This window comes from Nocardia miyunensis NBRC 108239 (genome assembly GCF_001613065.1).
GTDB lineage: Bacteria > Actinomycetota > Actinomycetes > Mycobacteriales > Mycobacteriaceae > Nocardia > Nocardia miyunensis.
Map to the genome: position 1 here is coordinate 55,479 of NZ_BDBQ01000083.1, position 26,986 is coordinate 82,464.

Annotated in this window: 24 protein-coding genes; 16 read left to right on the forward strand and 8 right to left on the reverse strand. The window is 64.5% G+C overall.

Translation table 11 applies throughout. The annotated features are described in order from the left end of the window. Window positions 1-59 precede the first annotated feature (59 nt). Complete coding sequence (locus tag NM2_RS33455; protein ID WP_067677298.1) at window positions 60-839, reverse strand: SGNH/GDSL hydrolase family protein; 780 nt, start codon at window positions 837-839, stop codon at window positions 60-62. Between the two features lie 446 nt (window positions 840-1,285). Between NM2_RS33455 and NM2_RS33460 the strand changes: the two genes are divergently transcribed. From NM2_RS33460 to NM2_RS33475, 4 genes are all read left to right on the forward strand, one after another. Next, window positions 1,286-2,416 carry an FAD-dependent oxidoreductase gene (locus NM2_RS33460; RefSeq protein WP_067677300.1) on the forward strand — a complete coding sequence of 377 codons (1,131 nt, stop codon included), beginning with the start codon at window positions 1,286-1,288 and terminating at the stop codon, window positions 2,414-2,416. 255 nt (window positions 2,417-2,671) lie between these two features. Continuing rightward, a complete protein-coding gene (locus NM2_RS33465; protein WP_084531820.1) occupies window positions 2,672-3,301 on the forward strand; it encodes a YbhB/YbcL family Raf kinase inhibitor-like protein in 630 nt (209 codons plus the stop codon). Window positions 3,302-3,424: 123 nt separating this feature from the next. After that, complete coding sequence (locus tag NM2_RS33470) at window positions 3,425-3,676, forward strand: Smr/MutS family protein (RefSeq protein ID WP_067677302.1); 252 nt, start codon at window positions 3,425-3,427, stop codon at window positions 3,674-3,676. A 65-nt stretch (window positions 3,677-3,741) separates the two neighbouring features. Further along, window positions 3,742-4,236, forward strand: coding sequence for a hypothetical protein (locus NM2_RS33475; protein WP_157121460.1), 495 nt, complete (start codon window positions 3,742-3,744; stop codon window positions 4,234-4,236). A gap of 28 nt (window positions 4,237-4,264) precedes the next feature. On the opposite strand, the gene NM2_RS33480 is transcribed toward NM2_RS33475, so the two are convergent. From NM2_RS33480 to NM2_RS33510, 6 genes are all read right to left on the reverse strand, one after another. Further along, window positions 4,265-5,590 carry an NtaA/DmoA family FMN-dependent monooxygenase gene (locus NM2_RS33480; RefSeq protein WP_067677306.1) on the reverse strand — a complete coding sequence of 442 codons (1,326 nt, stop codon included), beginning with the start codon at window positions 5,588-5,590 and terminating at the stop codon, window positions 4,265-4,267. A gap of 557 nt (window positions 5,591-6,147) precedes the next feature. Beyond that, window positions 6,148-6,351, reverse strand: a complete 204-nt coding sequence (locus NM2_RS33490; RefSeq protein WP_067677310.1) for a cold-shock protein — start codon at window positions 6,349-6,351, stop codon at window positions 6,148-6,150. Between the two features lie 360 nt (window positions 6,352-6,711). Then, window positions 6,712-8,157 (reverse strand): aldehyde dehydrogenase family protein, encoded by a 1,446-nt coding sequence (locus tag NM2_RS33495; RefSeq protein WP_067677312.1) that lies wholly within the window; start codon window positions 8,155-8,157, stop codon window positions 6,712-6,714. 35 nt (window positions 8,158-8,192) lie between these two features. Next, window positions 8,193-9,713 carry a carotenoid oxygenase family protein gene (locus NM2_RS33500; protein WP_245718333.1) on the reverse strand — a complete coding sequence of 507 codons (1,521 nt, stop codon included), beginning with the start codon at window positions 9,711-9,713 and terminating at the stop codon, window positions 8,193-8,195. Between the two features lie 26 nt (window positions 9,714-9,739). Continuing rightward, a complete protein-coding gene (locus tag NM2_RS33505) occupies window positions 9,740-11,290 on the reverse strand; it encodes an FAD-binding oxidoreductase (protein ID WP_067677316.1) in 1,551 nt (516 codons plus the stop codon). A 144-nt stretch (window positions 11,291-11,434) separates the two neighbouring features. Beyond that, window positions 11,435-12,679 carry a helix-turn-helix domain-containing protein gene (locus NM2_RS33510; protein WP_067677318.1) on the reverse strand — a complete coding sequence of 415 codons (1,245 nt, stop codon included), beginning with the start codon at window positions 12,677-12,679 and terminating at the stop codon, window positions 11,435-11,437. Between the two features lie 319 nt (window positions 12,680-12,998). On the opposite strand from NM2_RS33510, the gene NM2_RS33515 reads away from it, so the two are divergent. Genes NM2_RS33515 through NM2_RS48080 form a run of 3 tightly spaced genes read left to right on the forward strand, consistent with a single transcriptional unit; the run spans window position 12,999 to window position 16,197 of the window. Continuing rightward, window positions 12,999-14,420 carry a carbamoyltransferase C-terminal domain-containing protein gene (locus NM2_RS33515; protein ID WP_169816283.1) on the forward strand — a complete coding sequence of 474 codons (1,422 nt, stop codon included), beginning with the start codon at window positions 12,999-13,001 and terminating at the stop codon, window positions 14,418-14,420. 55 nt (window positions 14,421-14,475) lie between these two features. Next, window positions 14,476-15,681: an MFS transporter gene (locus tag NM2_RS33520; RefSeq protein WP_067677322.1), complete on the forward strand. Its 1,206-nt coding sequence runs from the start codon at window positions 14,476-14,478 to the stop codon at window positions 15,679-15,681. A 9-nt stretch (window positions 15,682-15,690) separates the two neighbouring features. Beyond that, window positions 15,691-16,197, forward strand: coding sequence for a GNAT family N-acetyltransferase (locus NM2_RS48080; RefSeq protein ID WP_157121463.1), 507 nt, complete (start codon window positions 15,691-15,693; stop codon window positions 16,195-16,197). Window positions 16,198-17,269: 1,072 nt separating this feature from the next. Here the strand turns inward: NM2_RS48080 and NM2_RS49545 are convergent. Beyond that, window positions 17,270-17,458, reverse strand: coding sequence for a hypothetical protein (locus NM2_RS49545; protein WP_157121464.1), 189 nt, complete (start codon window positions 17,456-17,458; stop codon window positions 17,270-17,272). A 34-nt stretch (window positions 17,459-17,492) separates the two neighbouring features. Between NM2_RS49545 and NM2_RS49550 the strand changes: the two genes are divergently transcribed. From NM2_RS49550 to NM2_RS49560, 9 genes are all read left to right on the forward strand, one after another. Beyond that, on the forward strand, window positions 17,493-17,762 hold the full coding sequence (locus tag NM2_RS49550) for a hypothetical protein (protein WP_157121465.1): 270 nt from the start codon (window positions 17,493-17,495) through the stop codon (window positions 17,760-17,762). Further along, window positions 17,687-19,096: an MFS transporter gene (locus NM2_RS33535; RefSeq protein ID WP_157121466.1), complete on the forward strand. Its 1,410-nt coding sequence runs from the start codon at window positions 17,687-17,689 to the stop codon at window positions 19,094-19,096. Before NM2_RS49550 ends, NM2_RS33535 begins: the two co-directional genes overlap by 76 nt. 524 nt (window positions 19,097-19,620) lie before the next feature. Beyond that, the gene (locus NM2_RS33545) at window positions 19,621-20,382 is read left to right on the forward strand and encodes a hypothetical protein (protein ID WP_067677332.1); all 762 of its coding nucleotides are present in this window, start codon (window positions 19,621-19,623) and stop codon (window positions 20,380-20,382) included. Between the two features lie 197 nt (window positions 20,383-20,579). Further along, window positions 20,580-20,729: a hypothetical protein gene (locus NM2_RS49555; RefSeq protein ID WP_157121467.1), complete on the forward strand. Its 150-nt coding sequence runs from the start codon at window positions 20,580-20,582 to the stop codon at window positions 20,727-20,729. Window positions 20,730-20,797: 68 nt separating this feature from the next. Next, window positions 20,798-21,268 carry a glycine-rich domain-containing protein gene (locus NM2_RS33550; protein ID WP_067677334.1) on the forward strand — a complete coding sequence of 157 codons (471 nt, stop codon included), beginning with the start codon at window positions 20,798-20,800 and terminating at the stop codon, window positions 21,266-21,268. A 132-nt stretch (window positions 21,269-21,400) separates the two neighbouring features. Next, complete coding sequence (locus NM2_RS33555; protein ID WP_157121468.1) at window positions 21,401-22,684, forward strand: hypothetical protein; 1,284 nt, start codon at window positions 21,401-21,403, stop codon at window positions 22,682-22,684. Window positions 22,685-22,689: 5 nt separating this feature from the next. Beyond that, complete coding sequence (locus NM2_RS33560; RefSeq protein WP_281182590.1) at window positions 22,690-24,078, forward strand: Gfo/Idh/MocA family oxidoreductase; 1,389 nt, start codon at window positions 22,690-22,692, stop codon at window positions 24,076-24,078. Between the two features lie 159 nt (window positions 24,079-24,237). After that, window positions 24,238-26,004 carry an arginine--tRNA ligase gene (argS, locus tag NM2_RS33565; RefSeq protein WP_245718335.1) on the forward strand — a complete coding sequence of 589 codons (1,767 nt, stop codon included), beginning with the start codon at window positions 24,238-24,240 and terminating at the stop codon, window positions 26,002-26,004. Between the two features lie 406 nt (window positions 26,005-26,410). After that, window positions 26,411-26,584: a hypothetical protein gene (locus NM2_RS49560; RefSeq protein ID WP_157121469.1), complete on the forward strand. Its 174-nt coding sequence runs from the start codon at window positions 26,411-26,413 to the stop codon at window positions 26,582-26,584. Window positions 26,585-26,986 lie beyond the last annotated feature (402 nt).

The window sequence follows — 26,986 nt, forward strand, 5'->3', positions numbered from 1 at the left end:
GTAGCCGCACAACCGGATAACGCGATGTCGGAACGACTGTGAGCCGGGTCGGGTGCGCGTCAGCGATCGACCGGCCGCAGTTCCGGACGTTTGGCCGTGCGGCCGCCACCGGTGGACGTGCCGCGCAGGCGTCGCCACAGCCAGGGGCGGACCGTGGCCGCTACCCAGGTGAGTTCGCCGAAAATCGCACCGGCGCGGTGGTTTTCGGTGTTCGGCGGGGGTGTGGACCAGCTGTCGTCCGTGCCGTCGAGGCCGACGGCTTGCGCGGCGGCCAGGGCGAAGCGGTTGTGGCCTTCAGCGGAGCCGTGTAATCGGTCGGGGCTCCACATGCGCAGGTCGGCCATCGAGGGTGCGGCGAAGAGGTCGACCAGGCGAAGATCATACCTATTGGCGCACAAGCGAATTCGGTCGTTGATCAGATCCATGCGGGGGCCGATCAGGCGGGCGGCGAGCGGGACGATGCGGCGGGCGTCCGGGAACGTGGTGGTGACGACCGTCGCACCGCTGGCACTGAGCTTCGCGTACAGCTCCTCCATGACGTCCAGCGCCGCGCCGAAATCGCTGCCGGGCGCGGTCACATCGTTCATGCCCGCGCAGAAGCCGACCAGATCCGGCTGCATGGCCAGTGCCGCGTCGAGCTGTTCGTCGCGAACCTCGGCGACGCGGCGGCCCCGGACCGCGAGGTTGGCGTACCCGATATCGGGATTGTCCCGCGCCAGCCGCTCGGCGAAACGGTCGGCCCAGCCGCGCACACCGGTGTCGTCGTCACCGTCCCACAAACCTTCGGTCTGGCTGTCTCCCATGGCGACGAACCGTTCGAATCGTGGTGCGGGTGACATCGAGGCAGACCTCCGGAAGTGAAGAGGGCGGTGTGGCAGCGATCGGCTGCCGGATCAACACGCTACATCCAGCGTCTGCACGCCTTGCGCGGCCCGCCCGCAGCTCTGACCGGTTCGGTCCTACGAGATCAGGGTGCGCGCCGTCGAGGGCTCGGCGCATTCTGGCCTGAACCCGGAGCTGGTCGATGCGGAAGGGCGAGCGAACCTGTTGAGTCGGGACCGGTTTCCGCGCTGCCTTCGAGCGGCGGTGAGGCGGTCTGGAGGTGCTGATCGAGGGCGAGGCTGTCGCCGCGATTCCGGAACAGTGGCCGGGAGGCATCGTCGGTGGGTCTGCGAGGCGAAATCGTCTCGCGCCGTTGGGATGTGCGCTCCTCGGTCGAGGCGGTGCATGCGGATGCAAGGTGGGTGCAAGGGCGGCGCAATCAGTGCTGGGCATCGTCGCTGGCATGACAACTTCAGTGACGATCATCGGTGCGGGCCTCGGCGGGCTGACGCTGGCGCGGGTGCTGCATATACATGGAATCTCGGCCACGGTGTACGAGGCCGAGGCGTCGGCGGCGGCGCGGGGGCAGGGCGGGATGCTCGACATCCACGACTACAACGGGCAGATCGCGGTGCGGGACGCGGGCCTGATGGCGGAGTTCGAAGGACTGATCCTGGACGGCCGCCAGGCGATGCGGTTCCTCGACCGGGACGGGAACCTCCTGTTCGAGAAGGGCGACGACGGTTCGGGCGGACGGCCCGAGGTGCAGCGCGGGGAACTGCGGCAGATTCTGCTCGACTCGCTGCCCGAGGGCACTGTGCGGTGGGGACACAAGGTCAAGGAGGTTCGTGCGCTCGGCGGCGGGCGGCACGAGGTGAGCTTCGCCGATGGCAGCACCGTCGTCACGGACCTGCTGGTCGGCGCGGACGGCGCCTGGTCGAAGGTTCGCCCGCTGCTGTCGGACGCCACACCGGAGTACACCGGCGAGTCGTGCGTCGACACCTATCTGTTCGACGCCGACGAGCGGCATCCCGCCGCCGCGAACGCCGTTGGCGGGGGGTCGATGATCGCGTCCACGCCGGGCAGGCAGATCTTCGCGCACCGGGAGAAGGGCTCGACCCTGCATGGCTATGTGATGTTCGAAGAGCCGCTGGATTGGTTCGACGCCATCGATTTCACCGATCCCGCCGCGGCCACCGCCCGGATCGCGCGCGAATTCGATGGCTGGGCAACGGAACTCACCGCACTGATCACCGACAGCGACACCGCGCCGGTCCTGCGCCCCCTCTACACGCTGCCGATCGGGCACCGCTGGGATCGGGTGCCGGGCGTGACCCTGATCGGCGACGCCGCCCACCTGACCGCGCCGAACGGCGAAGGCGCGAACCTGGCGATGCTCGACGCCGCCGAACTCGGCCGGTCCCTCGCCGTGCACCCGGACGACCCCGAGGCCGCCCTCACCGAATACGAGCAGGCCATGTTCCCCCGCAGCGAAGCCGCCGCCGACGAGCCCGTCATCCTCGAGAGCCTCTTCGGCGGCGAAATCCCCGACGCCCTGACCGACGTCTTCGCCCGGCACGAGCGGGCTTCCTGAGTCGAGGGTGCCGCGCCCGGGCCTGCGGACCGCGCCCACCGGATCATCGTGCGAGGCACCGCACCCCGGATGCTCGGGATCGCATTCGCGGTGCTGGGTTGGGTGGGCGGAGCCTCGCGTCGGGAGTTGCGATGGGTTCGATGAATTCCCTCATGTGAGCCATATCAGTTGGCGATATGAGCATGAGGACAGCGGGATGACGGAGTTTTCCTGCAATTTTGCGGGTGTGGGGGTTGTAGGTCGTTGACTGAGGGCATGAGTGAGACGACCGGTTCCGGATCCGGAGTTCCCGAATCGCCCGCGCGGGTGTGCGTTCGCCTGATCGGCCGACTCGCCCGCCCGGTACGTGCCGGTGTGAGCAAGATCGTCTGGAACACCCCCGCGGCCCGCCGGGCGCCGCAGACGATCGCGCTCTCCAGCGATGCCTTCGGCGAAGGCGGGGCGATGCCGCGGCGATTCGCGGGACACGGTGTCGGAGAGAACATCTCGCCGCCGTTGCGGTGGTCGGGTGTGCCCGCCGACGCGGCGGAACTGGTCCTCGTCATCGAGGATCCCGACGTGCCGCTGCCGCGGCCGATCGTCCACGGATTGTTCACCGGAATCAGTGCGCGGACATCCGAAATAGCCACGGGTGCATTGAATCTCGATACCGCGACCACGACCGGCGACCCGATCCGATCCGGCGTCGCAGCGTTCGACCGCCGCGGCTACGCCGGACCTCGGCCGATCCCCGGACACGGCCCGCACCGCTATGTCTTCCAGTTGTTCGCCCTGGACCGGCCCAGCGGACTCGGCGAGAACTCGACTCGCACCGACGCGGTGGCCGCCCTCGACGGGCACGTGATCGCACGAGGAATGCTCACCGGCACCTACGAACGTCGCTGATCCCGCACGCTCCGTCCACGCATGCGATGATCGGGTGGCCGGTTCGCCCTGCCGCGAGTTCGTCTGTGCCGCAACCCCGCGTCGGTGCCCAGCGGCCAACGGCTTGTCGATCCAGGAGTGAGCATGTCCAATGTGGTGACCGTCGACCTGCACCCGATCTTCCGCAACGATCGCGATATCGATAATGCGGTGCGCTCGGCCATCTTTCGCGCTGCCGGGCAGCAGGCCACGCTGGTGGAGATCATCCCGGGAAAGGGCGGAGGGACGCTGAAGAAGCGAGTCCTGGCCCTGCTCCGGCAGCCTCACATGCGCAAGCTCTACCGGAAGGTCGAGGCCGATCCGCGAAACGAGGGCCGCGTCCTGGTCCACCTGTGAACCGCCTGCAAGTCGCCGACCGATCCCCGATGTGCTCGGTGGACCCAGTCGGTAGATTTCCCAGCGTGATACTCACCATGGACACGTATCAGCGGTTCGCCGACTTCACGAAGTCCGGTGCGCAGTACCCGAGCAAGGCTCCGTCCGATGTCGTATACGGCCTGGCTGCGCTGGCGGGTGAGTACGACGTCGAGGCGAGCTATGTCCGATATACGTCGCAAGGCCGGGAAACCACGTGGTTCGGGCTGTGGCTCGTCCCGCCCGGATTGATCCACGTGTCGGCCACCTACAACGAACCGAACTGGACCGCGAACCGCGAGAGCAACGGGGGATCTCGCCCGCCGTCGGCCTTCACCAGCTGGTACCGCCGGGTCGGGGATGTCAAGGCGATCGGCATCAACTCCATCGAGGGCGTTGCCGACGGCCCGGGGAAACAAGTCGTGCTGCACGGTCAGGCCACCCTCGAACTGGTGGGCGTCCCGCAGAAGCTGACGATCACGTTCGGCGAACCCGGTTCGGGCGGTTCCGAATTGCTCGCGAAACTCCGCGACCACCTGTAATCCGTTCTGCGGTCGGCGTTTACATCGGTCAACTCGCGGCGGAAGCGATTCCGGAGTGCGGCGGTGGGAGGGGTGGCAGTTCGAGGTTGTCGCGGAAGGTTGCGCCGAGGTAGTCGCGGCCGACGATGCCGCGCGTGCGGAGTTCGGGTAGTAGTCCGTTGAGCAGGAAGTCGCGGGTGCGCGGATCATCGAGGCCGCCGAGGCCGATGAGGTCGAGGACTCCTGCGGTGTAGCGCTCTTCGATGGCGTCGGCCAGTTGTTCCGGGGTGCCCGCGGCGGCCCAGTGTCCGGTGTCCTTGGCCGCGATGATCAACTCCCGCAGCGTTTTTCCCGATCTGGCGTATCCGTTGAAGATCTCCACCCGGCCGCGCCGCCGGTGCACCGAAGCTACCTCGGGCAGCAATCGTTCGGGAATCGGCTTGTCCAGTGGCAGTTCCGACAGGTCTACCGCGCCTCCGAGCATATCGGCCAGGGTGCGGCGCCCCGCCTCGAAGTCGGTGGCCTCCTCGCGTTCTCGGACCAGGCGCAGTGCCTCGGACTCGGTCGCGCCGTATGTCGCGTGCAGCGACCCGAAGATCAGCGGCAGCCCGTCGGGGCGGCCCAATTCCGCTGCGCGCGTGCGGATTCGCTTGGCATAGCTCAGCGCATCGTCCAGCGTCGACAGTGAGGTGAACACCACCTCGGCGTAGCGCGCGCCGAGTTCCACGCCGCCGTCGGACTGCCCGGCCTGGAACTGCACCGGGCGACGTTGCGGCAGCGGCGGGATATTCAGCGGTCCACGGACGGTGAAGTGCTGTCCGGCATAGTCGATCGGCCGCACCCGTGTCGCATCGAGGACCGCGCCACCGCGCCCGTCCGGGGTCAGCGCATCCGGACCCCAGCTGTCGAACAGCGCGTTGACCACCTCGATCGACTCCGCCGCCCGCGCGTAGCGTTCCTCGGGGCTCGGCAGTTCCGCGTCGCCGTAGTTCTCCTCGCCCACCGAGGACGTCACCGCATTCCACGCCGCACGACCGTTGCTGATGTGATCCAGCGTCCCGAACAGCCGCGCCAGGTTGTACGGGTGATGGAAGGTGGTGGTCACCGTCGCGATCAGGCCGAGATGTTCGGTGACCGCGCTCAACGCGGACAGCACGATCAGCGGCTCCTGCGCCCCGATCGCGCCCTGGGATCCGAAACTGAGCAGGTCCGCCGCGAACAGTGCGTCGAACCGGTGCTGCTCAGCGAGTTCGGCGGTGGTCAGCAGATCGGTGAGCGTCGAGTTTCCCGGGTCGATCGCCGCCGCATAGACTTTCGGCGATCCGCTCACTCCGGTCACGATTTTCAACGGCCGCCGCCGATCGTTCCTTGCCATACCCGACGCTAATCACCGATGCCCGCACCATCCACGGGTTGCGCTCAGCGAGATCCTTTCCCGCCGTGGGCGATCGCGCTGTCAAGCACCTCGGCCGTCGCCCGATCGCAGCCGCTCGAGGGCGCGCTCGGAGTCGCTGCCCGGTTCCGCCCGGTAGACCGAGCTCAGCGCCGTGGCCGGGGTTTCCAGGCGTCGACGTCCAGGGCGATCGGGGCGATCGGGGCCGGGACGACGATGGTGGACGGCAGTGCTGAAGGCCACGATGCGGTCTGCCGCGTCCTTCATCTTGCGTTGGAGCTGGCCGCCCGCGTCGACGAGTCGTTGCGCGCCGCCCGATGGGGAATGCCCCGGACAGGTGTACCGGTACGGGCGGATCCGAGGATCCGCGCCGCAGCCCCCCGCCGAAGTCTGACGCTGAGCCGGAGTCACCACATGCTCGGGCGGTCGCGATAGTCACACGGCAGCGATCGCTCGAGTGGGGGCGAGCGCTCACACCCGTCCGGCCTCCGAAAAGCAAGAAACCCGCGCCATTGCGCGGGTTTCCTATATCGCCGACTCTAGATCGCGCGGACCTGCTGGGCCTGCGGCCCCTTCTGTCCCTGGCCGATCTCGAACTCGACGCGCTGGCCCTCGTCGAGGGACTTGAACCCGCCCCCGGAAATCTCGGAGTAGTGGACGAAAACGTCGGGGCCGCCACCGTCTTGCGCGATGAACCCGAAGCCCTTTTCGCCGTTAAACCACTTCACACTGCCTTGCGTCATTGCTTTTCTTGTTACTTCCTGTAGTGAGTCGAGCGATCAGTTCAAAAACCCGTACTCATCCACAAGCATGCCACATTCCGGAACCGCCTCCCGGATAGGTGCCCAAGCACACACCGACTCCGCAAGGCGCGATACGGCACCGTCCCGACGGAGTATGCGACCTCACCGGCCGGAACCTGGACTCTGTTCGCAGCCGTATCCAGGAGAAGGGTGGGAAGAGAAGTACCCGGCCGCAGTTGCCCTTGTTTCGTGTGCCCCCGGCAGGAGTTGAACCTGTGGCCTGCGCTTCAGGCGATGGTTACGGGCTGCGGCACCACTCCGTTGTCGCGGATTATCGCGTGAGAAGGATTGCCCCCGTTGTCAGAACGGGTATTGCGCGATATCGGCCTGCACGGTCACCCACTGCACGTTGCAGAAGGTCTCCAGGTTGACCGACGAGCCGAAATGGCCGCCCGCGCCCGATGCCTTCGCGCCGCCGAACGGTGCCACCGCTTCGTCGTCGACCGTCTGGTCGTTGATGTGCACTGCGCCGGAGGTGATGCGATCTGCCAGTTGCAGGGCGTGGAAGGGGTCGGCCGTGAGGATCGACACCGAGAGGCCGTACTCGGAGGAGTTGATGATGTCGATGGCCTCCTCGACGGACTCGTAACCGACCACCGGGGCGACCGGGCCGAAGATCTCCTGGGAGAACGCCGGGGCGTCCAGTGGCACGTCCGTCAGGACGGTGGGCCGATAGAACAGGCCGTCGTGAGTTCCGCCGGCGAGCAGGGTCGCGCCGGCGGCGACGGTCTCCCGGACGATCTCGTGCACCCGGGCGCACTGGTTCGCATCGATGAGCGGGCCGAGGACGTTGGCCGGGTCGACCGGGTCGCCGACCGCGAGAGCGTTCGCCTTGTCCGCCAGTTTGGCGGCGTACTCGCCGACCTTGTTCTTCGCCACGAGGTGGCGGCCGGTGGTCATGCAGATCTGGCCCTGGTGCAGGAAGGAGCCCCACGCACCCGAGGAGACGGCCGCGTCGATATCGGCATCGGGCAGCACCAGCAGCGCGTTGTTGCCGCCGAGTTCGAGATGCACCTTCTTGAGCAGCGGGCCCGTCGCCGCTCCGATCCGGCGACCGGCCAGGGTCGAGCCCGTGAACGAGATGCACGGCACACCGGGGTGTTCGACCAGCGCCGCGCCGACCTCCGCGCCGGCGGGCAGGACGTGCAGCAGCCCCTCGGGAAGCCCCGCCTCGGCGAACAATTCGGCGAACACCAGGCCGCCGGAGATCGCGGTGCGCGGGTCCGGCTTCAGGATGACCGCGTTGCCCAGCGCCAGCGCGGGCGCGACCGACCGCATGGCCAGAATGGCGGGAAAGTTGAACGGGCTGATCACGCCCACGATCCCGACCGGCACATGCCGGCCCAGGGACAACCGCGGCTTGTACGAGCGCAACAGTTGTCCGTAGGGCTGGGATGCCAGTGCCGCGGCCTCGGTCAATTCGGAGATCACCAGGCCGGTCTCGAAGGCGGCCTTTCCCTGCCCGGAACCCGATTCGGGCACCAGCCATCCGCTCAGCCGCGCGGGGTCGCGCGCAAGCAGCGCGGCGGCCTCGGACATGACCGCGGCGCGCTCGGTGTAGGGCAGGGCCGCCCAGCCCGGCTGCGCCGCGCGGGCCGACGCCACCGCCTTCTCCAGGTCATGGGTGTCGGCCTGGCCGATGGTGGCGATGATCTCCCCGGTTGCCGGGGCCTCGACGGTGCGGGTGCCACCCCCGCCGGTGACGAAGCCTGCGCTGTAGATCTTCTCGTGCCAGATGGTGCTCACGTGGTACTTCTCTTCTGCTTTCGGTGCGATGCGGGTCAGGCCTGGGCGGCTATGGCGGCGTCGAGTTGCTCGGCGCCGGCCCAGGTGCCATGGAATGCGAACGGGACGCGCACCGGGAGCTTCACCCGGGCCAGCGGTTCGCGGGAGAATTCGACGGTCTCGTGCACGAGCAGCTCGGACAGGCCGGTGGCCGGATTCCACCACAGCGACAGCAGATAGCCGTCGTTCTCCTCGGTAGCCCCGCGCCGCTGCACGAAAACCGGCTCGCTGGGGCTGGTGAGGCCGTCGACACCTTCGATGACGAGCGTCTGCCCGGTGGCGAAGTCGTGACGGGCCATGCCGTCGCTCATGGTCGCCGGGGACAGGCTGCGCGTCGTGACGAAGTAGCCCCAGCGCAGTTCCCGGCCGACCCAGTCGTCGTTGATCTTCGGGAATTCACCGGCGATACCGCTGAGCATCTCGCCGGTGGCCCGCTTGCCGGCATGCTCGAGCGTGAAGCGCCAGGGCAGCGCCGGCGGGAACCAGTCGTGCGAGCTGACCGGGTCGTCGGGATGGTCGGCCGGGTTGCCGAGCCGGGAGATGACGTGCAGGTCGACGACGATGCCGGTCGGCGTCTCGTACGCGTTGTAGAAGTGGGTGGGAGCCAGCATGACGCCGGTGTCGTACCAGGTCACCTGATGGTTGCGCCGGTCCAGGACGGCGAAACGCGAGCCGTCCGGCACCGCGCTGGGGTCCCACAGCACCCCGGGACGGCCCTGCATGATCCGGTCGATGCGGAACTGGGACGGTGAGATCAGGAAGATCGCGTAGTGCTCGCTGACCACGTAGTCGTGCACCAACGCAGGGCACCCCATCGAGAACGTGTAGCTGTCCACGATCGTGCCGGTGCCCGAATCCGCTTGGTACCAGGTCAGATTCGGACCGACCGCGGCGTAGAAGAGCATGTCGCCGGTGCGCGGGTCGATCTTGTGGTGCGCGGTGCACAGGACGTCGACGCCACCACCGAAGTCGAAGGCGCCCTTGGTGTCCAGGGTGCCCGGATGCATCTCGGTGGGCAGGCCGCCCTCGAAGTAGGTCAGCAGGTGGTCGGCGAAGATGCCCACATTGGTGTTGGCGACGTTCTTCGCCGGCGGCACACCCGCCGGCAGCGGCGCGGCATCGTTCCCGTTGACGAAGCCCGGGTAGATCGCCCTACCCGCCTGGACCTCGACCTTCATGGTGTCGGTCATGACCCACTTCATCCGGAACGATGCCTTGCCGTCGCGGATATAGGTCGCGGCAACTCCGCCGTCGCCTTCCCACCAGTGATACCGGTCCAGGTCCAGCGGGGTGAAGCGCGGATTGTTGGCGATGCGGAACAGTGCCCCCGCGAGATCGTCGGGCAGCTTGCCGATGACAGGCAGATCGAACGCCTCGGACTCCTCGCCCCACGGGGCGAACGGTCCGTTGAGGAATTTGTTGCCGGTCTCGTACTGGATATCAGCCGGATGACGAGGCTCGGGGCGCTGCGGCCGGGGAATGACCGTCGTGGGCGGCGGCATCGGGACAGCACGCATATCGGATCCTTTCCGAGAAAGTTGCTTCAGGCCGTCCGAGCGGAACCGGGCCAGATGCCGTGGCTGCCCGGTGCGAGCACCCCGGCGGGGTCGAGAGCGTCCTTGAGAGTGGAGTAGAAGCGGCGCAACGCGTTGTCGTTCGCCGAGTAGAGTTCGGCGATCCGCTCCTGAACGGTGACGTGGCCTCGGTATTCACTCCACCCCTTCTCCGCTGCCCGCTCGATGAGCAGGTCGGCGGCCGCGCGGGCGCGGCGGGCCTCGTCCGGGTCGGCGGTGTCGAAGATGATCATGCAGGCGCCGATCAGGCTGCGGGACTGGGCGATCCACCCGAAACCGCAGACGAGATCGAACTCGTCGAGCACCTCCATCACCATCCGCTCGTGCTCGGCCGCGGCCTCGCCCGTGAACGGGATGATCGGACTGAAGTCGAAATGCCCTGCGGTGGGCCCGAAATGCTTGTGGAGCATGTCCAGCAGAAACATGTTCGGGATTCCCGCGGGCACCAGATCGAGCGGATGCACCCGCGCCGGATCCACATCACCCGGGTAGGTGCGCAGGTCGACCACGACGCCGGGGATGTGGGCGACCGCCGCGTGCACGATCGCCTCCCGCGCCGCGACGAGCGAGGGATGGCCGTAGAAGCCGACCCGGGCATTGACCCGGCCCGGCGGGAAGACGGCCGACATCTTCTGCTGCCTGGTGCATCCCGACGTGTCCTCCGTCGGCTGCTTCCGCCCGCCGTAGGGCTCCGGCGAACTGACGATCAGCGGAACGCCTTGGATGGTGCCGTCCTTGACCAGCGGCGCGAGGGCGTCGATCAGCGCGGGAATGTGGTCGGCGTGGTCGATGATCACCGAGCCGACGGTGAACGTCTCGGGCTCCGGCATCAGCCACACGCCCATCTTGGTGATGACACCGAAGTTGGACTGCAGGAACAGCGAATCTACCGACGGCCCGAACCCCCGCTTGGCGCGCGCGCCGAGACTGTTGCCGGGCACCGCCCACAGCCCCGTGCGGACGATCTCGCCGGTGGCGAGGACGACCTCCATACCGGCGACGGCAGCCGCGTGATCACCGAACTGGGTGTAGCCCAAACCGTGCTCGGCGGTGTTGCCGACGACACTGCCCCAGCCGAGGTCAGGCACCGAGACCCACAGCTTCGCGTCGCGCGCCTTGATCTCCCCGTACAGCTGCTCGAAGGAGACGCCCGGCTCGATGACCGCGTATCCGCCGGGCTCGTCGAGCTCCAGAATCCGGTTCATCCGCCGCAGATTCAGCGCGATCGAACCGGGCACCACCGGCGCCGCGCCGCCGTATCCGAAATTGCGGCCCTGTGACGACGTCCAGATCGGCAGTCCCAGTTCGGTGGCGATCCGCAGGACCGCTTGGACCTCCTCGACGGACGCGGGCTGCACCACGAAGGACGGGGCCGGCGTGGGTGTCCGGTCGGTCGCATAGGGATCGCGGAACTCGGCCGCGGCGTCGTCGGCGAGCACGGCGCCGGGGCCGAGCGCCTCGACCAGCCGGTCGTGAGCGGCCGCGAGCTGTTTCTCCTCGACGGTGAGGGCGATGGTCATCGAGACTCCAGGCATTCGAGACATGTGCTGGCCGCCACATGGCGGCTGTCACAGTCTCGGCCGGGCCGACCGGTCCGTGCGCCTCGCCGCACGATAGAAAATCGCCGATCGCCTTGTCGCCCGGCGACAACGCGGGCAGCGGGCCTACCCTGCCAGGTCCGGGTCGTAGTGGACCAGGGTGAGCGCCGTCATCAGGTCGTACTTTCGATCATCGATCGGCCGCGACAGGCGTTCGGCGGCCTGACGCACCCGATAGGCCACCGTGGTCGCGGCGATGTGCAGTCGCTCGGCGGCCACCAGGCGGCTGTTTCCGGCGTCCAGGTACGCCAGGAGCGTCTCGCGCAAGGCGCGGGTGCGCTCGTCGTCGCCGAGCAGACCCGCGAGGGTGTACCGGACGAAGTCGGCCGCGGCCACCGGGTCGGCCAGCAAGACCGCCAGGACGCCGTCGCCGGCCTGGGTCCACACCTTCGGGGTGCGAACGCCCCGCACGACCGCGGCCAGCCGGCGCGCGCCCAGGAGGGTGTCGCGCAGTCCTGTCACACCGCTGCCCGAGGCGCCGAATGCCGCGCCGATGTCTTCCGGAAGTCGCACACCCGATCCGGCGCGCACGTCGAGCGGGCGGCTGCCCGACCACACTGCCTCCGTCGCGCCGTCCATGCAGGGGCTGATCAGCGATACCGCGGCGCCGAGCCCGTCTTTCACCTCGTCGGCCCATCTCGCCAGATCGGCACTCCAGGCCGGATCGATCGTGTCGCCGACCTGCCAGATCACCGCCGCCACGTGATTGCCCGTCAGCCGGATGCCGAGCGTGTCCTCCGCTCCCCGTGGAAGTTCCTTCCCGTCCGCCAGTTCATCGAGGACCCGCCGAATCAAGGCGGATCTATGCCGCCCCCACGCGGCGAACTCGCTCTCGTAGACGCGGCTGAGATCGCTGGCCAGCGCGGCGACGAATTCGAGCAGGCCGCCCGAGATCCGGGTGATTTCCGCGGCCAACCGGTCGGGCGGCACCATCTCCGTCATGGCCTCGACGATGTGGGTCTGAACCTCGCTGTGCGCCATCCAGATCGTGCGCAGCAGAATGTCGACCGGCAAGCCGTTGCGCGCCGCCCACCGCACCTGCGCGGCCGCCTCCTGCGGGGCGCGGAACGGCGGTCCGTCGACGAGCCCGGTCAGCATGGCCAGCACGGACGCTTCCAGGGCCGCCGGCTCGTGGCCGGTGAGCTGATCCGCGACCGTGCTGGCGGCGAATCGGTCCGCGATTCGCGCCGCGAGTGCGACCCCCCAGGCCGTCGTGCCCGCACCCAGCACCGGTAGCGCGATCTCGACCGCCCGGGGTGCGCGCACCTCGTGGCCGGCAGGCCCCTCGAGGCGAAGAATCCAGTCGATCACGCCCCTCGGTCCCCCCGCACCCGGCTGATTCGATTGACGGCGGCGCTGCGCACGGTTGAATCAGGCGCATAAAGTCCTGCCATACGAGACAGGATACTGCCTGACAGGAATGTCTCGGCCGGTCCGCCTCTGCCCTTTCACCACACCTCATTTCGGATCCGCACCACCGGAGCAATCTCCGCGGAACTACGACAGACTCGCGGGAAAGTTCCCATCGACGACAGCGACCTTGGTCGATTCACCGGCTCCGCCACCTGGGGTCGGCGCCGTCCAGTGCCACGTCTGGCTGTTGTTGGCGCGCGCGTCGATATTGACGGAGATGCGTTCGGTACATGCCGCCAGAGACGGGATATTCGAACTTCTCAGCCGGGACTACGTTCGGCCGCACAACCAGCCCGACGTATATGTTCAGAGCGAGGCGAGCTTGTTCGACAACGTCTCGAGGTTCGTGTTCCGAAAAGAGCACAGTCACGGCCAGCTGATGGCCCTCGCAGGTGTCCCGGTTCCTCGGTCCGACAGGCTGACGAAAGCCGGCATCATCACTGCGGGCCCGTCGCCGACGATAAAGAACGGCTGGCAAGCTGTCGACTGGCACACGAACCCGCTCGACTACACGGACCTGGCGGCCGCCGCTCAGGAAGCCTTCACTGAAATGGTGGTATTCCAAGCTCGACGCGCAACGGAAATCGCCAAGATTCCTCGATTATGCTGTGCCGGCGGGGTGTTTCTCAACCTCACCGGGAATTCCGCAATCCTGCGGCTTGAAACCGTGGATGAATTGTACATTCCCTCGACGCCCCATGACGCGGGAATCTCCGTGGGTGCTGCCTATCTAGGATTCCGGCAGCTGGTCGGTGCACTGAACGAATCTGCGGACACGGAGAGGTGCCGGTCTGACTTCCTGGGCTTTCCTGCCGAGGCTGTCACCACGGAGCATACGATCGTCTACGGGCTGCATACCGTCCTGCCGGAACCCGACGATACCGCTCTTGTTCGGGAAGTATGCAAGGTGCTGCGCGATGGAGCGATTGTTGCGAGATACGCCGGTCGTGCAGAGTTCGGCCCGCGGGCACTCGGCAACCGATCCATCCTGTGTCATCCAATACGTTGTACGGACGCGCGTGCCAAGCTCAACTCCATCAAGGAACGCCAGGATTGGAGGCCCGTCGCTCCGATTCTACGCGAGGAGGACCTCTCCGATTACTTCGAAGGGCCGTCCGAGTCCCCGTTCATGAACTTCAACTTCACTGTGCGGGATCGCTATCGAAATCAGCTGAGGGAGGCATTGCATCTTTATGGAACGGCACGGGTGCAAACGGTATCCGCTGAATATGGCTCCGACATCTACCACCTTTTGTGTCGCCTAGCGGAGATTGGGGAGGTTCCGATACTCATAAATACCTCCCTGAATGGCCCTGCTCAGCCTATCCTGGATTCCGGAAGAGACGTGCTGGCGTTCGTCGCCAATACGGCGATAGATCATCTCATGACTGCTGATCAACTGTTTCGTTGCGACGGTGGAGCGGAAAGAATGAGGGTTCGTATCAAGTCGGGTGCGGTGCTTGCCACATTCGGATCAGGCACGGCGGCACGCTTCACATTGTCCGACTCCACGGGCGTGTACCCGATTGGCCGGTCGAGCTTCTACGAGCTGTGCGAAGACGAGGAAGTACATGTCGTGCAACGGCGCGATCCTTTGATTGTTGCAGTAGTCGAGGCGGGCCTGATCATTGAGGCATAGTAGCTCTGGGTCAGGGCCAGTAGATTCTCTCGGGCGTTTATTGCCTCTCGCCAACTTGATATCTTTTTTCGCGATCGCGCTGGTCGAATTCGCCATACCTTTCATCACCGTCTCCAAGATGCAGGCGGGTGCGGTCGTTATCGCGATACTCGGAGTCTGCAGATTTCTACCGCAGGTACTTTTCGCCGGGACGGCGGCTGATTTTGTGGGCCGCGTAGACCAACGCACCGTAATGCTGACATCCGAGGCATTGAGCGTTGTTGCCTTCGCTCTGGCAGCCGTCGCTCTGGCTGCGCGCCCCGTCGTGGCCGTCTTCGTATTTATGGGGTCCAATATCGCTCTGGCCCTGGCGTCGGTCTTGACAGCGGTATCGATACAGGTCATCGTGCCTGCGAAATTCTCACCGGATGGGCGCCACAGAATATTTTCCCGATTGGGAACTACCGAGTCGACTGCGGATATGATCGGACCTACCGTCGCAGGTGTTGGATTGGCATGGATAGGAGTATCCGCTACATTCGGTAGTGCAGCGGTACTCGCAGCTGTTGCGATGTTCCTGCTGTCCGGCATACCGAAGATCATGGTGTCAAAAAAGTCTGGCGCCGATCCTGTAAGCGACCGGCCACCCCGGCAGTCGCTCCGCCACGGGCTACAGGTCAACTTCACGCAACCCGTGCTGGCACGACTGACGATTTGGGCCGTAGCCTACAACTTGGGGCAATGCGTGATCGCTCCGGTCCTACTTATCGCCATGATTCACGCCATGCATGTAGGTTCAGGCGCATTCGGCACGATCCGGACCATATCTGTGGTGTTCGCTGTCGTCGGATCATTCGCGGCAGGAAAGCTACCTCCTTCCCTGCGGAACGGGAATAGCATCTCCTGGTTCGGATTCGGTGCTATCGGGTCATATTTCCTGGTCGGAGTGGGAGTGCTCGTCGGAAACATCTTCGGCCTGGCATTGGTGCTCACCGGATTCGCGCTCGACGAATTTTGCTCAGGTATGGTGCTGGTCCTGATTCAATCCATGAGAGCGATTGCTATTTCGGATGCGGACCGCCCTGCAGCCGCATCAGCTTACCGAGTGCTCAATGTATCAGCTGTGCCGGCAGGGTATATTATCGGCGGTCTTGCCGGGACACTGTTTCAGGATAGGATGGTTATCCTGCTGACCGGTCTGACCATGTTGATGTGCGGTTTGATCGTGTGGACACGGGCAGTCCGGACGGCAGTCTTCGAAGAAGAGACGAGCGCATTGTGAGGTCATTCCGTGACAACAGTTTCATACGAAACCATGAGGCTTGTCGCGGCCCCCGTGGCGGCATGCGATATCGATGATGTCGCAGAATTGCTCATGGATCCGGGACTCTACGGCTATATCGACGGGAAGCCGGCATCGATCGATGATGCGCGAGCGCGTGTGCAACGTTGGATCGAAGGTTCGCCCCACCGTGAAACACTGTGGATCAATCACGTTGCTCGCGCCCGCGACAGTCGAGAACTTATCGGAGTTGCGCAAGCTACCGTGCAGTTGTCTGGTCAGGCGGCAGTCGAGTGTCTGCTCGCTTATCAAATTGCTCCACAGCGCCACCGGCAGGGATTCGGAAAGGAAATGATGTCGGCCTTCCGTAGCGAGTTGGTCAGACAGCTTGCTCCAGAGTCTTTCGTCGCACATATCGCCCCGGGACACAGCGCGTCGGAGCGGGTGGCGTTGAGTCTCGGATTGGTGGTCACGGACCGCGAGGTCGACGGCGAACGAGTTTGGAGCAATGTATAAAATGGAAAGGTATCGGTATGTGTTACAAGTTCTTGGCGTTTGTCGCACGTGATTCTCTTCTGGAACGCGAACGGAGGACGCCACGAACGGTAGTGCCGGCCAATGTGCTCACGCAGGAATTTCCGCGTATGAATGTCTCACATGCCGGACCGTATGCAGCGACCATATGAAATATGGAGCGGTATTTCGTTGACGAGCCCTGTCTGCCGTGACAAGACAACTTCTCTTCTGTAGTGAGTCAATCGCGATGCCGCACGCATGACTCGGAGAGGCGAATGTGGCAACGGGTGTGTAGGGCGCGAACTGCTTCAGCAGCTGGGCCGCGGGCAACAGCCCGAGAGCTTGCTGAGGAGTCAGGTATTCCGCCCGCAAGCATCTCGGGGTTCGGCGAATCGCACGGGAACCGATCTCGCTGAAGGGAAGCACGAATCAGGAAAACCTACTGAACTGCGAAAACGCTGTCGCAGGTTGGTGCCCCCGGCGGGGCACTATATGGATGGGACCCGTAATGACCAGCGATTTTGCTGGGGAACGCTGACGATTGAAGCGGGATTCGGCTACCCGAAGCCGGATTGATCCCTATTCATCCGTTTCGGGAACGGGTCCTCGGGCAAGTGCGATTTTCTCTGTGCCCGACGGCCTACCGGGAGGTGTTCCGTCGAGACCTCATCGTTGGAGAGCGGGGCTGTTACCTCATTTCCGGGGTCGGGGGAGGCAAGCAGTGACCGGTCTCGTTTGCTGGGACGGGCCAGCGGCAATCGAGCCGGCGATGGCCGGGTGACGCCCATGTTCGGACCGGACACTCCGCCATATGGGCTGATCTCGGCAAACGCCATCGATGTCGCACTGTCAGTTGCCGTGAATCGACCGTCTACCTACGGTTCGGGGGCATGGATTCGATCGGTTCCGGAATGGGCCCGATTCGGTAGGCGGGAAGTGCTCTTATGCAAGGTGTTTCGACGTCCGGTGTTGCACGGAACGAGTTCGGCCCCCGTCACGACGGCATGCGCGCGGACCTCGAGGTCGGTGAGCCGGTTGCCCGATCCGGTTGCCGCCTCGTTGTTCTCGGCGATCAGCTGGTGAACGGCAGGAGGGTCACGTCCACCAGAACGCTGGAGTTCGTGCTGGCACTCGTATTCAACGGAGGGGAATGCCGGGCCTCGTCGCTGGTCGGAAATTTCTGTTCCGGCCAGGCGTCCAAATCCGCGATCCCCACACTCGCGTATCGCGCCAGGCAGCTGGGCATCGATACCGAGTTCATTTCCTTCCGAACGAGCTACCACCTCGTCACGGAGGTGACCGTCGACGCCGTCGAACTTCTCGAAGCACTACATATCGGTGATGTGCACACAGCGCTGCGGTTGTACGGCGGACCACTGCTCGTGAACAGCCACACCCGGGCGATTATCGAAACCCGTGCCAGAATCGATCGGGAACTCACCGAAGCGGCGATTGCGTCGGGAGACGATGCGCTCGTTCGACAGGTTGCGTGGAAGGCGGGCAACTCCGAGCGGGGGCTGGTGCACGGCCTCTCCGAACGCGTGCTGCCGAGAACAAGGAGTTGATCTTCCTGAGTTCGTCATCTGCCGGTCTGTCCGAGTTGGGAACGGCATCCAAACAATCGCTTGTACCGGCTTCCGGCCTGATTGTATTCAGTTACGCAACGGGCGGAATGTCGGCCGACATATTTCAGCTGTACGTCACACAGACGCTCGGATACAGCTCCAGCCTGATCACCATCGTCGCGCTGGCGATGATCGCCAGTATTCCACTGCAGTTCCTCGCCCCGCGGATCATCGACAGGATCGGGCATCGGTGGATGATGATCGTCGGCGCCGCGCTGTTCCTGCCCGCATTGCTGCTGATGTTCGTCGCCGGTCAGGTGGTACCTATATCCCGGACCGGCGGCGCGGTCTGTGTGGTTACCGGTGCGACGCTGGCCGAAATTGCGATATCGATTTCCTTCGGGGCGGCGTGGGGCGCCTGGGCTGCGGAGTTCACCGAGACCAGGACTCGACCTTTGTACATTTCGATATCCGGGTTCGCCTCACAGGGCACCGCGATGATCGCGTTCATTGTGCAGACCACCATGTTCGGCGGCAAGGTCACCGAGACCTTCTATCGAATTGTCCTGATCTACTGTGTGCTGTACACCATCGCGTCGACACTGGTTTTTCGCCGACTGCCCGATCCCTGCGTCGGGCCGCGGACCAGGGAATCGGGTCCCCGAGTCGGCTGGCGCGACATCGCGGCCGAACGCGACTATCGGGTCATCCTGCTGGCTCAGGCTGTGCAGTTCCAGATCGGAGTACCGCTGTTGGCGGTATACGCGACGACCGTCCTGCGGGTGCCCAGCACCGTAGTCGGCGTGGTGCTGACCTTGCGTGTCGGCGCTTCGCTGTTGTGCCTGCCGATAGCAGGTCGGCTCATATCGGTGGTCGGGGCGAACCGTGCTCTGGTCGTGGTCGGCAGTGGACTGTGTGCTGAAATGATCCTCTGGACATTTCTCCCAAGGATCGGTACCACAATTCCGGCAATAGTGCTCTTCTCGTTGCTCGTCGTCGTCTTCCAGATATCCAAGTCTGCATTCGCCATAGCAACGAAAACCATCGAGTTGGATACCTTGCTCCCGGAGCATCGGGTCAGGACTTTCACATTGGTCGACATCGTCTCGTCGAGCGCAATGCAGATCAATATCGCACTCGGCGGATTGCTCGTGGCGGCCGCGAACTCCTTTGTCTGGGTGGACAGCTCGTTCATTCGACTCGATGCGGTGAAGATCACGACTGCCATCGGTGCCGGGGTCGTGATCTATATAGTCGTCGAATACCGCCGCATGGCACGAGCGGACGGTACCGGTGTCGAGCGTGAGATGGAGAGCGTCGAGACCAATGATTGATACCGGATCAGGGAGGGGTGAAGAGTGCGGCGTTTTCGTTACGGATTTCCCGGCCCCCGCACGTCTCGTAACGAGTGGGTGGAGTTCGGAACCGGATTATTTCTGCTGCTGACGGTTGCGAAGGCGATATACCCGCAGTCCAGAATCCCGGCACGGCACTACGACATGTTCGCATATGAGGTCGGCAGGTCTCGGCCGCGAACCGTGATGGTGTTCCACGGAATCGGTGACGAGCCGGTCGTCATTTCTCCCGCCAATCTGTTGCCTTTCGAAGCTGCCCGTTCGACATCCATCGTCCGGACGGCCGCGGCCATGGGAGAGGTCGCCGTGCGGGAGCTCACCCTGGCCGCGATACGGGCGCAGCAACGGGGATGGCGAGGGTTCGACCAGATCTGGGGTCCGACGGACATTCCGTTGCGGATGGCGAACGAAGTATGTGTTCACATTGTCGACCAGGCCGACTTCGATACGGTGGCGGCAATCCGGCACGAGCGGTGCACAGTGACTCTGGCGCGGAGTCGCTGATGCGGGTCGGGCCGAGCTTCGATCGCGAACGCTACGAGAAGGCGGCGAATCTGGCGGCCGCAGCAGCCTTGTTCACGCGCGCGTCGAGCCTGCCAGCGCCCTGGGTGTTCGACGAACCCGCCCTCCGTCGCCCGATGACCGCCGGTACCCGCGATGCGACCGCCTATCGGCTGTTCAAGAGGTTGGGTGTGGCCTCTGCGGCGTGGGATTGCGTGCGCACTCGCCGCGTCAGCGCACGGTCGATCGTGCTGACTCTCGTCGCGGAGTGGCTCACCGCGAGCCGTCTCGAGGGCTTCGCCCCCTACACCGAGCACTTGTATCTGTTCGCACTCTGCCTGCGCGCCTCGAAAACGGCCGGGCCCGGTGAGCGCGCCGATGGTGTGGGTCGGGTCCCCGTACTCGCCTATCTGGCGCCGACGATCTATCTCGCATCCGCGATAGCGAAACTGCGACACGGCGGGCAATCCTGGCTCCGGACCGGCGACGTGATCGACAACGCGCTGTCGCTGTATCGGTGGAACCGCGTATCGGAGTGGGCAGCACTGGTCGATCCGGTAGTGCTCGCACGGCTGGTTCTGGCCTTCGAACTGGTGGCGTTACCGATCAGCGTGTCGGGGCCGACCGGGCTCCGAGTGGTGTCCGTCTCGGGACTGCTTCTCCATGTCGCGAATTATGCGACGTTGCGAGTCTCCTTCTGGCACTTGGCCTTCACGCATCTACCCACACTGTATGCGATACGTCGCACGGTCAGGGGGAAGTAGTGCGCGAGGGCACGGCCGAGCCTTGCCGAACGCCGCTGTGGTCGAAGGTTCGAGTGCGGTTCGAAATGAGCGATCACACGCCGATCACACGCCGATCGCAGCTACCGTGTCGTGTCGAATTATGTTGTGGGACAATATAATTCGGTGCTATGTTTGATTCGTAGGCAAGTTCATCGAATTACGAAGGGAGGGAAATCATGAAGCTTTCCAAGTCCGACGTCGCCAGTGAGGATGCGGCCGTCGTCCAGATCGTGGAAGTCGCGAACACGAAGATGGCCGAGGCCGTCACCCGTCGCCCGTCGACGCGTGTCATGCGCTGTGACTGCATCGGAATCGGTCCCGTGTAGTCGATCAATGCCGGGGGCGCCGTCTCGGCGTCTCCGGCATTGAATGTGAATCAGATGAGGAATCAGCGATGATCAACTCGGCAGTTCCCAGGCGTCTGGCACCGAAGCACGAACTACACGAAGCGCGAATCGAGGGGCTCCGCGAGGTCAGAGCTTACATCGACGCAATCGACTTGTCCGGCATCAAAGCAGGTCTGACTCAGCCGTCGCATGAGGGAGGGCGTGGCTGGTCGCATGGGATGGCGGATTATTTCGAGCCCATGTATCGGACGTGGCTGTTTCTTCGCCGCAAGTACGAAGACGAGCTCATGCCACCCCATATGGATATGGACGAGTTCTGGCACGGTCATATTCTCGACACCCGGCGATACATCGAGGACTGTAATCACATATTCGGTCACTATTTCCATCACTTCCCGTACTTCGGTATCAGGGGCGAGGGAGATCGGCAGAATCTGCTGGGTGCCTGGGAAAATACGCAGCGCCGCTTTTACGAGGAAACTGGCGACTATGTATACGATTACGATGGTAACGTATAAATGGCCGACATTCCGTACGGAATATCCGGCCGTGCGATCGGCGCACGGCTGAAGAGGCACCGCGACTTCCTGGCCTGGAGTGATGCGGTGGCGGCAGGAGTGCCAGCACGACTGAAGCCCGATGGAATCGGTGTGACCGAACCTGAATTCGATCCGCACGAGATAATCCGGAACTATTCGGGATTCGGAAGCGAGCGGGTGCACAGATACGCCCGCGAAGTCGCCGTATCGAGGGCACTCACCCAGCACGCGGCGACCGCGGATGCCTGGATGCAGACGAAGGACCATGTTCTGGGTATCTCACCCGGCGAGGCTCGTACCTCGGCGATCAAGGCCGGGGACTGTGTGCGTGGAACCGAATACGACGACCGCCTGTTCGATTGCTTCTCGAACCGCGGTGGCGAGGCTGGCCTGCTCGGTTACACGCGAGAGTGGGTTCGGCTCATGGATGCCGGACGAGCACGGTGGTCTGGGCAATCCCGCGATCGGGCCGCCGCCCGCCGCTTCCTCGGCGCCTATCTGGAGCAGACGCGAACGAAATACCTCACGGCACTGGCGGCATGGCGGTGCGAGCGACGCGTCGAAAGGCTCGGTGATCTGCTCGACTGTGTGCGTTTCGGCGGGGCCGGGCGAATCGATGCCGGGGATGTCGCGCGAGCGACCGATCTGCCGATCTGTGGCGTGCCGGTCGGCCGAGTACTGTCCGCGATCGGAGCGGTCATCGTCTTCCGGCCGGGATTCGGATCCAGTTCCATTGTGCTCGATCTGCCCGGACCGGTAATCATCTTACTGGGCTCACAATCCCGGTCGACCCTTTTCCGAGACCTTTTTCACGAGACCGGGCACGCGCTGCAAACATTCGTCCTCGGTGAACGGAAAAACCCGTCCGTGGCCGACTATTTTCCCGACTCGGTGATCGCGGAGTCCTGGTCGCACCTGCTGGAAGTGATTCCGGACCGGGCAGCGGCCTGCGGGGAGGCAGGTTTCGATATCGATGGCGGCCGGGATCTGCGTTCACTCGTCGAGACCAGGACCTACGCGACTCGCGCGCTCTACGCATTGAGTGTCGACGCGGCAAACGATTCGGCGACGGTACTGAGCGACAGCTGTGCGGCGGTATTCCGAGAACACCTCGATGTGCGGCCGCCACCGATCGATTTCGCTCTCGACATACAGCACGGTGAACGGAACTACGAGCGGGTCCGCGCCCTCCTGGACGCTGTCGAACTCGAGGTGCGATGTGAACGCGCGCTCGGAGCGGATTGGTGGCGCGCGGAGGGCGCACTGTCGTGGATTCGGGCGGCGATGCTGGCAGACCTGACAGCGGGCCCGCGGCCCGAGGTCAGCGATATCGACGACGACGCCACCTCGATCGAGGCTTTCGCCCGGAAAGGATGTCACGCGCGGTGTCGGTAAGGATCATGCTCATCGGCGCCGGTGAGCATTCGGAGAGATTTTATCTACCAGCCCTACGCAGGATGGCGGACGAGGGAACGGCCGACCTGATCGCCGTTGTGGACCTCGAGACTGCGGTGGAAGCCGTTACCAAGCGCACGGCACGCCATGGGTGGAGCGGCGACCTGCGCCACTTCTTCCTTCGCGGTCGCGGACCGTTCCCCGGTGACGAAGGCACACGGCTGCTGAGTTCACTCGCCCGTGAACTCGCCATCGATGCGGTGATCATCTCCACCGAACCCGAGGCGCACGCCGAATATCTGATGTGGGCTCTCGCCGAGGGATTGTCGGTCCTGGTGGACAAGCCGGTCATGGTCAGGCCGGGGGTCTCGACCTCGATTCCGGCGGTCGACGCGCTGGCGCGAGATGTTCGGCGGCTCGACACGGCACTGACCGAGTACCAGCGGGACCACCCGCATGCGGTAGCGGCCGTGATGGCACACCGGCGGGCCAATGCCCTCTTCTCGAAGGTTCGTTCCCTGGTCAGGGATGCGTTCCTCGAAACCGGTTGCGATATTACGTCTATCGTGGCCGAGCACTCGGATGGGGAATGGCGGTTGCCGGACGAGATGGCAAGCCAGACATACCATCCGATGTTTCGCGGCTACGGCGTTCTCGCTCAATCCGGGTACCACGTCCTCGATGTCATCTGCTGGTGGCTGTCCGTCAACGGCTGGGATCCGGAGTTCCGGTCGGAGGCCACCGCGATCCGGCCACCGGACTTCGCCGCCCAAGTGCCTCCGGATGTTCTGGTACGGCTGTTCGGCACCGATATCGAAGAGCGGCTGGTTTCGGTTCCGACCATCCCCGCCGAATCTTGGGGGGAATACGACCTGCATGCCTTTCTTCGGCGCGAAGAGGCAGGTTCGATCAAGGCAACCGTCGGGCTGCACTTGTTGCACTCCAGCTTTTCGAGTCGTGGTTGGCCGGATACCGCGGGTCGCAACCTGTACTGGGGAAACGGGCGCAACGGCCAGGAGACCTTTCTTCTGCAGCAGGGACCGTTCCAAGCATTGAAGGTGCTGTCATGGCAGGGCGGCAGCCTCTTCGATGATGTGGGCGCGTACGAGCCGGGCGGACCACGTCATTGCGAATTGCACATCTTTCGCAACACCCACTTCCTCCCGGGAGATCCCTACGAGAAGGTGACTCTCCAGGAACTGGAGAGCTGCAGTAGCTCCGAGGGCTCCTTGGGGCCGGGAAAGACGCGGGTATTCGAGGAATTCATCGATGCGGTATCCGGTCGCGACGGCACCGTAACGTGCTCGAATTTGCGTGAGCATATCCCGACCATGGAAGCCTTCGTGGCGATCTACCGAAGCCTGGCCGAGCGGGTGGTGCGGGAAACCGCATGAATCTCCGCCGAATGCGAACGCGCCGTGTGTAATACGTCGTGTAGGTCGATGCGGGATGTCCGGGGCGTGAGCCAGGGGCATCGACTCTCGGTTCGGGGGGTGCGTAAGCTTGCGAATGGTCGTGTGCCTTGGGTGGGGTCGCGGGAGAGGATGAGGCGAGTGCGGGATTCGGTGCGTCCCTTGATGGTTGCGGTGGCCGGTGCGGTATCGCGGGCGATGGCCGCTGCGTTGCCGGCCGAGGTGGCGGACGCCGACCCGTTGGTGCGTCGCTCGGATCATGCCGATTTTCAGTCCAATGTGGCGTTGTCGTTGGCAAAGAAGGTCGGGCGTGCCCCCCGCGAGGTCGGCGCCGCGATCGATGAGCGGTTGCGGGACGAGATCATTGCGGACACCGGGTTGTCGGGGCCGGGGTTCATCAATATTTCGGTCACCGGATCGTCGGTGTGGTCGCAGCTGGCCGCGCGTCGTGCGGCGGACCGGTTGGGGGTGGGTACGCCGCTCGCGGGGGAGCGGGTGGTGATCGACTACTCCTCGCCGAATATCGCCAAGCAGATGCATGTCGGGCATCTGCGGACCACGATCATCGGTGACGCGCTCGCCCGCTTGGTGGGGTTCCTCGGCGCCGAGGTCATCCGGCAGATCCATTACGGTGACTGGGGTACCCAGTTCGGGATGCTGATCCAGTACCTCGATGAACATTCCGAAGCGAAATGGCACCGCGACGATCTGACCGGAAACGCCGACGCGCCGATCGAGGCGTTGGACGAGCTGTATCGGGCCGCGCGGGAGAAATTCGACTCCGATCCCGGCTTCGCGAACCGGGCGCGGGCGCGGGTGGTGGCACTGCAGGGCGGCGACGAGGCCACGCTGCGGGTATGGACCGATCTGGTCACCGAATCCCAACACTCGTTCCAGGCCCTCTACGACCGACTCGGGGTGTTGCTGACCCCGCAGGACGCGGCCGGGGAGTCCACGTACAACCCGTATCTGGACGAGGTGACCGCGGAACTGGCCGACGCCGGGATCGCGGTGGAGAGCGACGGCGCGCTGTGCGTGTTCTTCGACGAGTTCACCGGCCCGGACGGCACCCCGACACCGTTGATCGTGCGCAAGAGCGACGGCGGATACGGATACGCCGCAACCGATCTGGCGACGATCCGGTACCGGATCCGCAAGCTGGCAGCGACCAGGCTGCTGTACGTGACCGATGCGCGGCAAGCCCAGCATTTCCAGATGGTGTTCGCCACCGCCCGTCGCGCGGGCTGGCTCACCGACGACGTGCAGGCGATCCACGTACCGTACGGGACGGTCCAGGGCGCGGACGGCAAACCGTTCAAGACCCGCTCCGGCTCCACCATTCCGCTGACCGAACTGCTGGACTCGGCCGTGACACGGGCACGGGAGATTCTCGCCGAGAAGGCGCCCGATCTGGACGCGCAGACCTTCGACCGGGTCGCCGAAGCGGCCGGTATCGGTTCGGTGAAATACGCGGACCTGTCCGGCTCGCGAATCAAGGACTACGTCTTCGATGTCGACCGCATGGTCAACTTCACCGGCAACACCGGCGTCTACCTGCAATACGCGCACGCACGCATCCGGTCGATCCTGCGCAACGTCCCGCCCGGCACCGACCCGGTCGTGGACACCGACCTGACGCTCGAACCCGCCGAGCGGGCGCTGGGCCTGCTGCTGGACGAGTTCGGCAAGGCGATCACCGACGCGGCCGACTCCCTGGAACCGCACCGCCTGGCTGGCTACCTGTTCGCCCTCGGTCAAACCTTCACCGCGTTCTACGAGGCGTGCCCGGTACTGAAGGCCGACGATCCCCGCGTGCGCGGCAACCGGATCGCGCTGTGCCAACTGTCCGGAGATACCCTCGCCGTAGGGCTCGAGTTGCTGGGAATCGTTGCGCCGGAACGTATTTGATAGCCGCCTCGCGCGATTTTCCGGGTACGTTCTGAACGAGATCCGCCGTCGGCATTCATGCCATGTTTCCGGGACGACTCGGATTGCTTGAGCACGGATTCTCTCCTGGAATTCGCGATCAAACCGCCAACTCTCGATTACGGGACGGTTACTTCTTTTTCCGTAGCTATACGACAACGGATGGAATGATCAGCATAAGGGCGCAGGCGATGAGCAGGATGCGATGCGCATTCAGCGGCGCAATTGATTCAAGCGTGGATGAATGGTATTCGAAACTCTCTGGATTTCGAGAAGTCCGCCCGCCCGTGTGTGGCATGTCCGGTCCGGACATCGAATCAACCTGCCAGACCTGCGAATTGAACAAAGCGGTCTTGATCGGTCGGTGAGTGGGTCGGAATATCATGTCATGAATAATTTCAAAAATTCCCGGCGGGCCACCGTGGTACTCGCGGCTCTGGCCGTATCCTTCGTCGCACTGCCTGGCGCACCTGCCGAGGGGAATGCCATTTCCGTGCGGCCGGTGGTCGGCGTATGCGACCTGACTCCCCCGCCCATCTTCACCCCGCCCGAATGCCGCTGACTGCCCGTATCGCCGATCTACGCCGCCGACCGTCGAACCGGTGATCAGGTATCCGTCGGCCGGCTCGGCCGCTGTTGGGTTGGGGCGCGGTGGGCTGGTGCAGACGCAGGGGCACTGCGGCGAAGGTCGGGGTGTAGTTGAGGATCATCCAGATTCGATGGAGCTGAATGGATCGCCTCCTGATCCTGACGGCCGCGGTGTTGGTACTTCACCTGGTTCGAGCGTTGTGCAGTCAGGTGTGAGTGGAGCCCCGGGAGGGCACGAACCTGCGACATGTGACATGGGGAACGCTGAAGCTGCTTTTGGCCTGCGACGTGGCCAATCGCGTTGACCTGCGCAAAGCCTGTCGCAGGTTGGTGCCCCCGGCGGGGCACTATAAGGATGGGACCGGCGCTGAGCAGT

Coding starts and splice junctions, on each gene's coding strand:
- NM2_RS33455 (WP_067677298.1), bottom strand. CDS start 839: ATGTCACCCGCACCACGATTCGAACGGTTCGTCGCCATGGGAGACAGC.
- NM2_RS33460 (WP_067677300.1), top strand. CDS start 1,286: ATGACAACTTCAGTGACGATCATCGGTGCGGGCCTCGGCGGGCTGACG.
- NM2_RS33465 (WP_084531820.1), top strand. CDS start 2,672: ATGAGTGAGACGACCGGTTCCGGATCCGGAGTTCCCGAATCGCCCGCG.
- NM2_RS33470 (WP_067677302.1), top strand. CDS start 3,425: ATGTCCAATGTGGTGACCGTCGACCTGCACCCGATCTTCCGCAACGAT.
- NM2_RS33480 (WP_067677306.1), bottom strand. CDS start 5,590: ATGGCAAGGAACGATCGGCGGCGGCCGTTGAAAATCGTGACCGGAGTG.
- NM2_RS33490 (WP_067677310.1), bottom strand. CDS start 6,351: ATGACGCAAGGCAGTGTGAAGTGGTTTAACGGCGAAAAGGGCTTCGGG.
- NM2_RS33500 (WP_245718333.1), bottom strand. CDS start 9,713: ATGCGTGCTGTCCCGATGCCGCCGCCCACGACGGTCATTCCCCGGCCG.
- NM2_RS33505 (WP_067677316.1), bottom strand. CDS start 11,290: ATGACCATCGCCCTCACCGTCGAGGAGAAACAGCTCGCGGCCGCTCAC.
- NM2_RS33515 (WP_169816283.1), top strand. CDS start 12,999: ATGCGTTCGGTACATGCCGCCAGAGACGGGATATTCGAACTTCTCAGC.
- NM2_RS49545 (WP_157121464.1), bottom strand. CDS start 17,458: ATGAACTCGGTATCGATGCCCAGCTGCCTGGCGCGATACGCGAGTGTG.
- NM2_RS33545 (WP_067677332.1), top strand. CDS start 19,621: ATGCGGGTCGGGCCGAGCTTCGATCGCGAACGCTACGAGAAGGCGGCG.
- NM2_RS49555 (WP_157121467.1), top strand. CDS start 20,580: ATGAAGCTTTCCAAGTCCGACGTCGCCAGTGAGGATGCGGCCGTCGTC.
- NM2_RS33550 (WP_067677334.1), top strand. CDS start 20,798: ATGATCAACTCGGCAGTTCCCAGGCGTCTGGCACCGAAGCACGAACTA.
- NM2_RS33560 (WP_281182590.1), top strand. CDS start 22,690: ATGCTCATCGGCGCCGGTGAGCATTCGGAGAGATTTTATCTACCAGCC.
- NM2_RS49560 (WP_157121469.1), top strand. CDS start 26,411: ATGAATAATTTCAAAAATTCCCGGCGGGCCACCGTGGTACTCGCGGCT.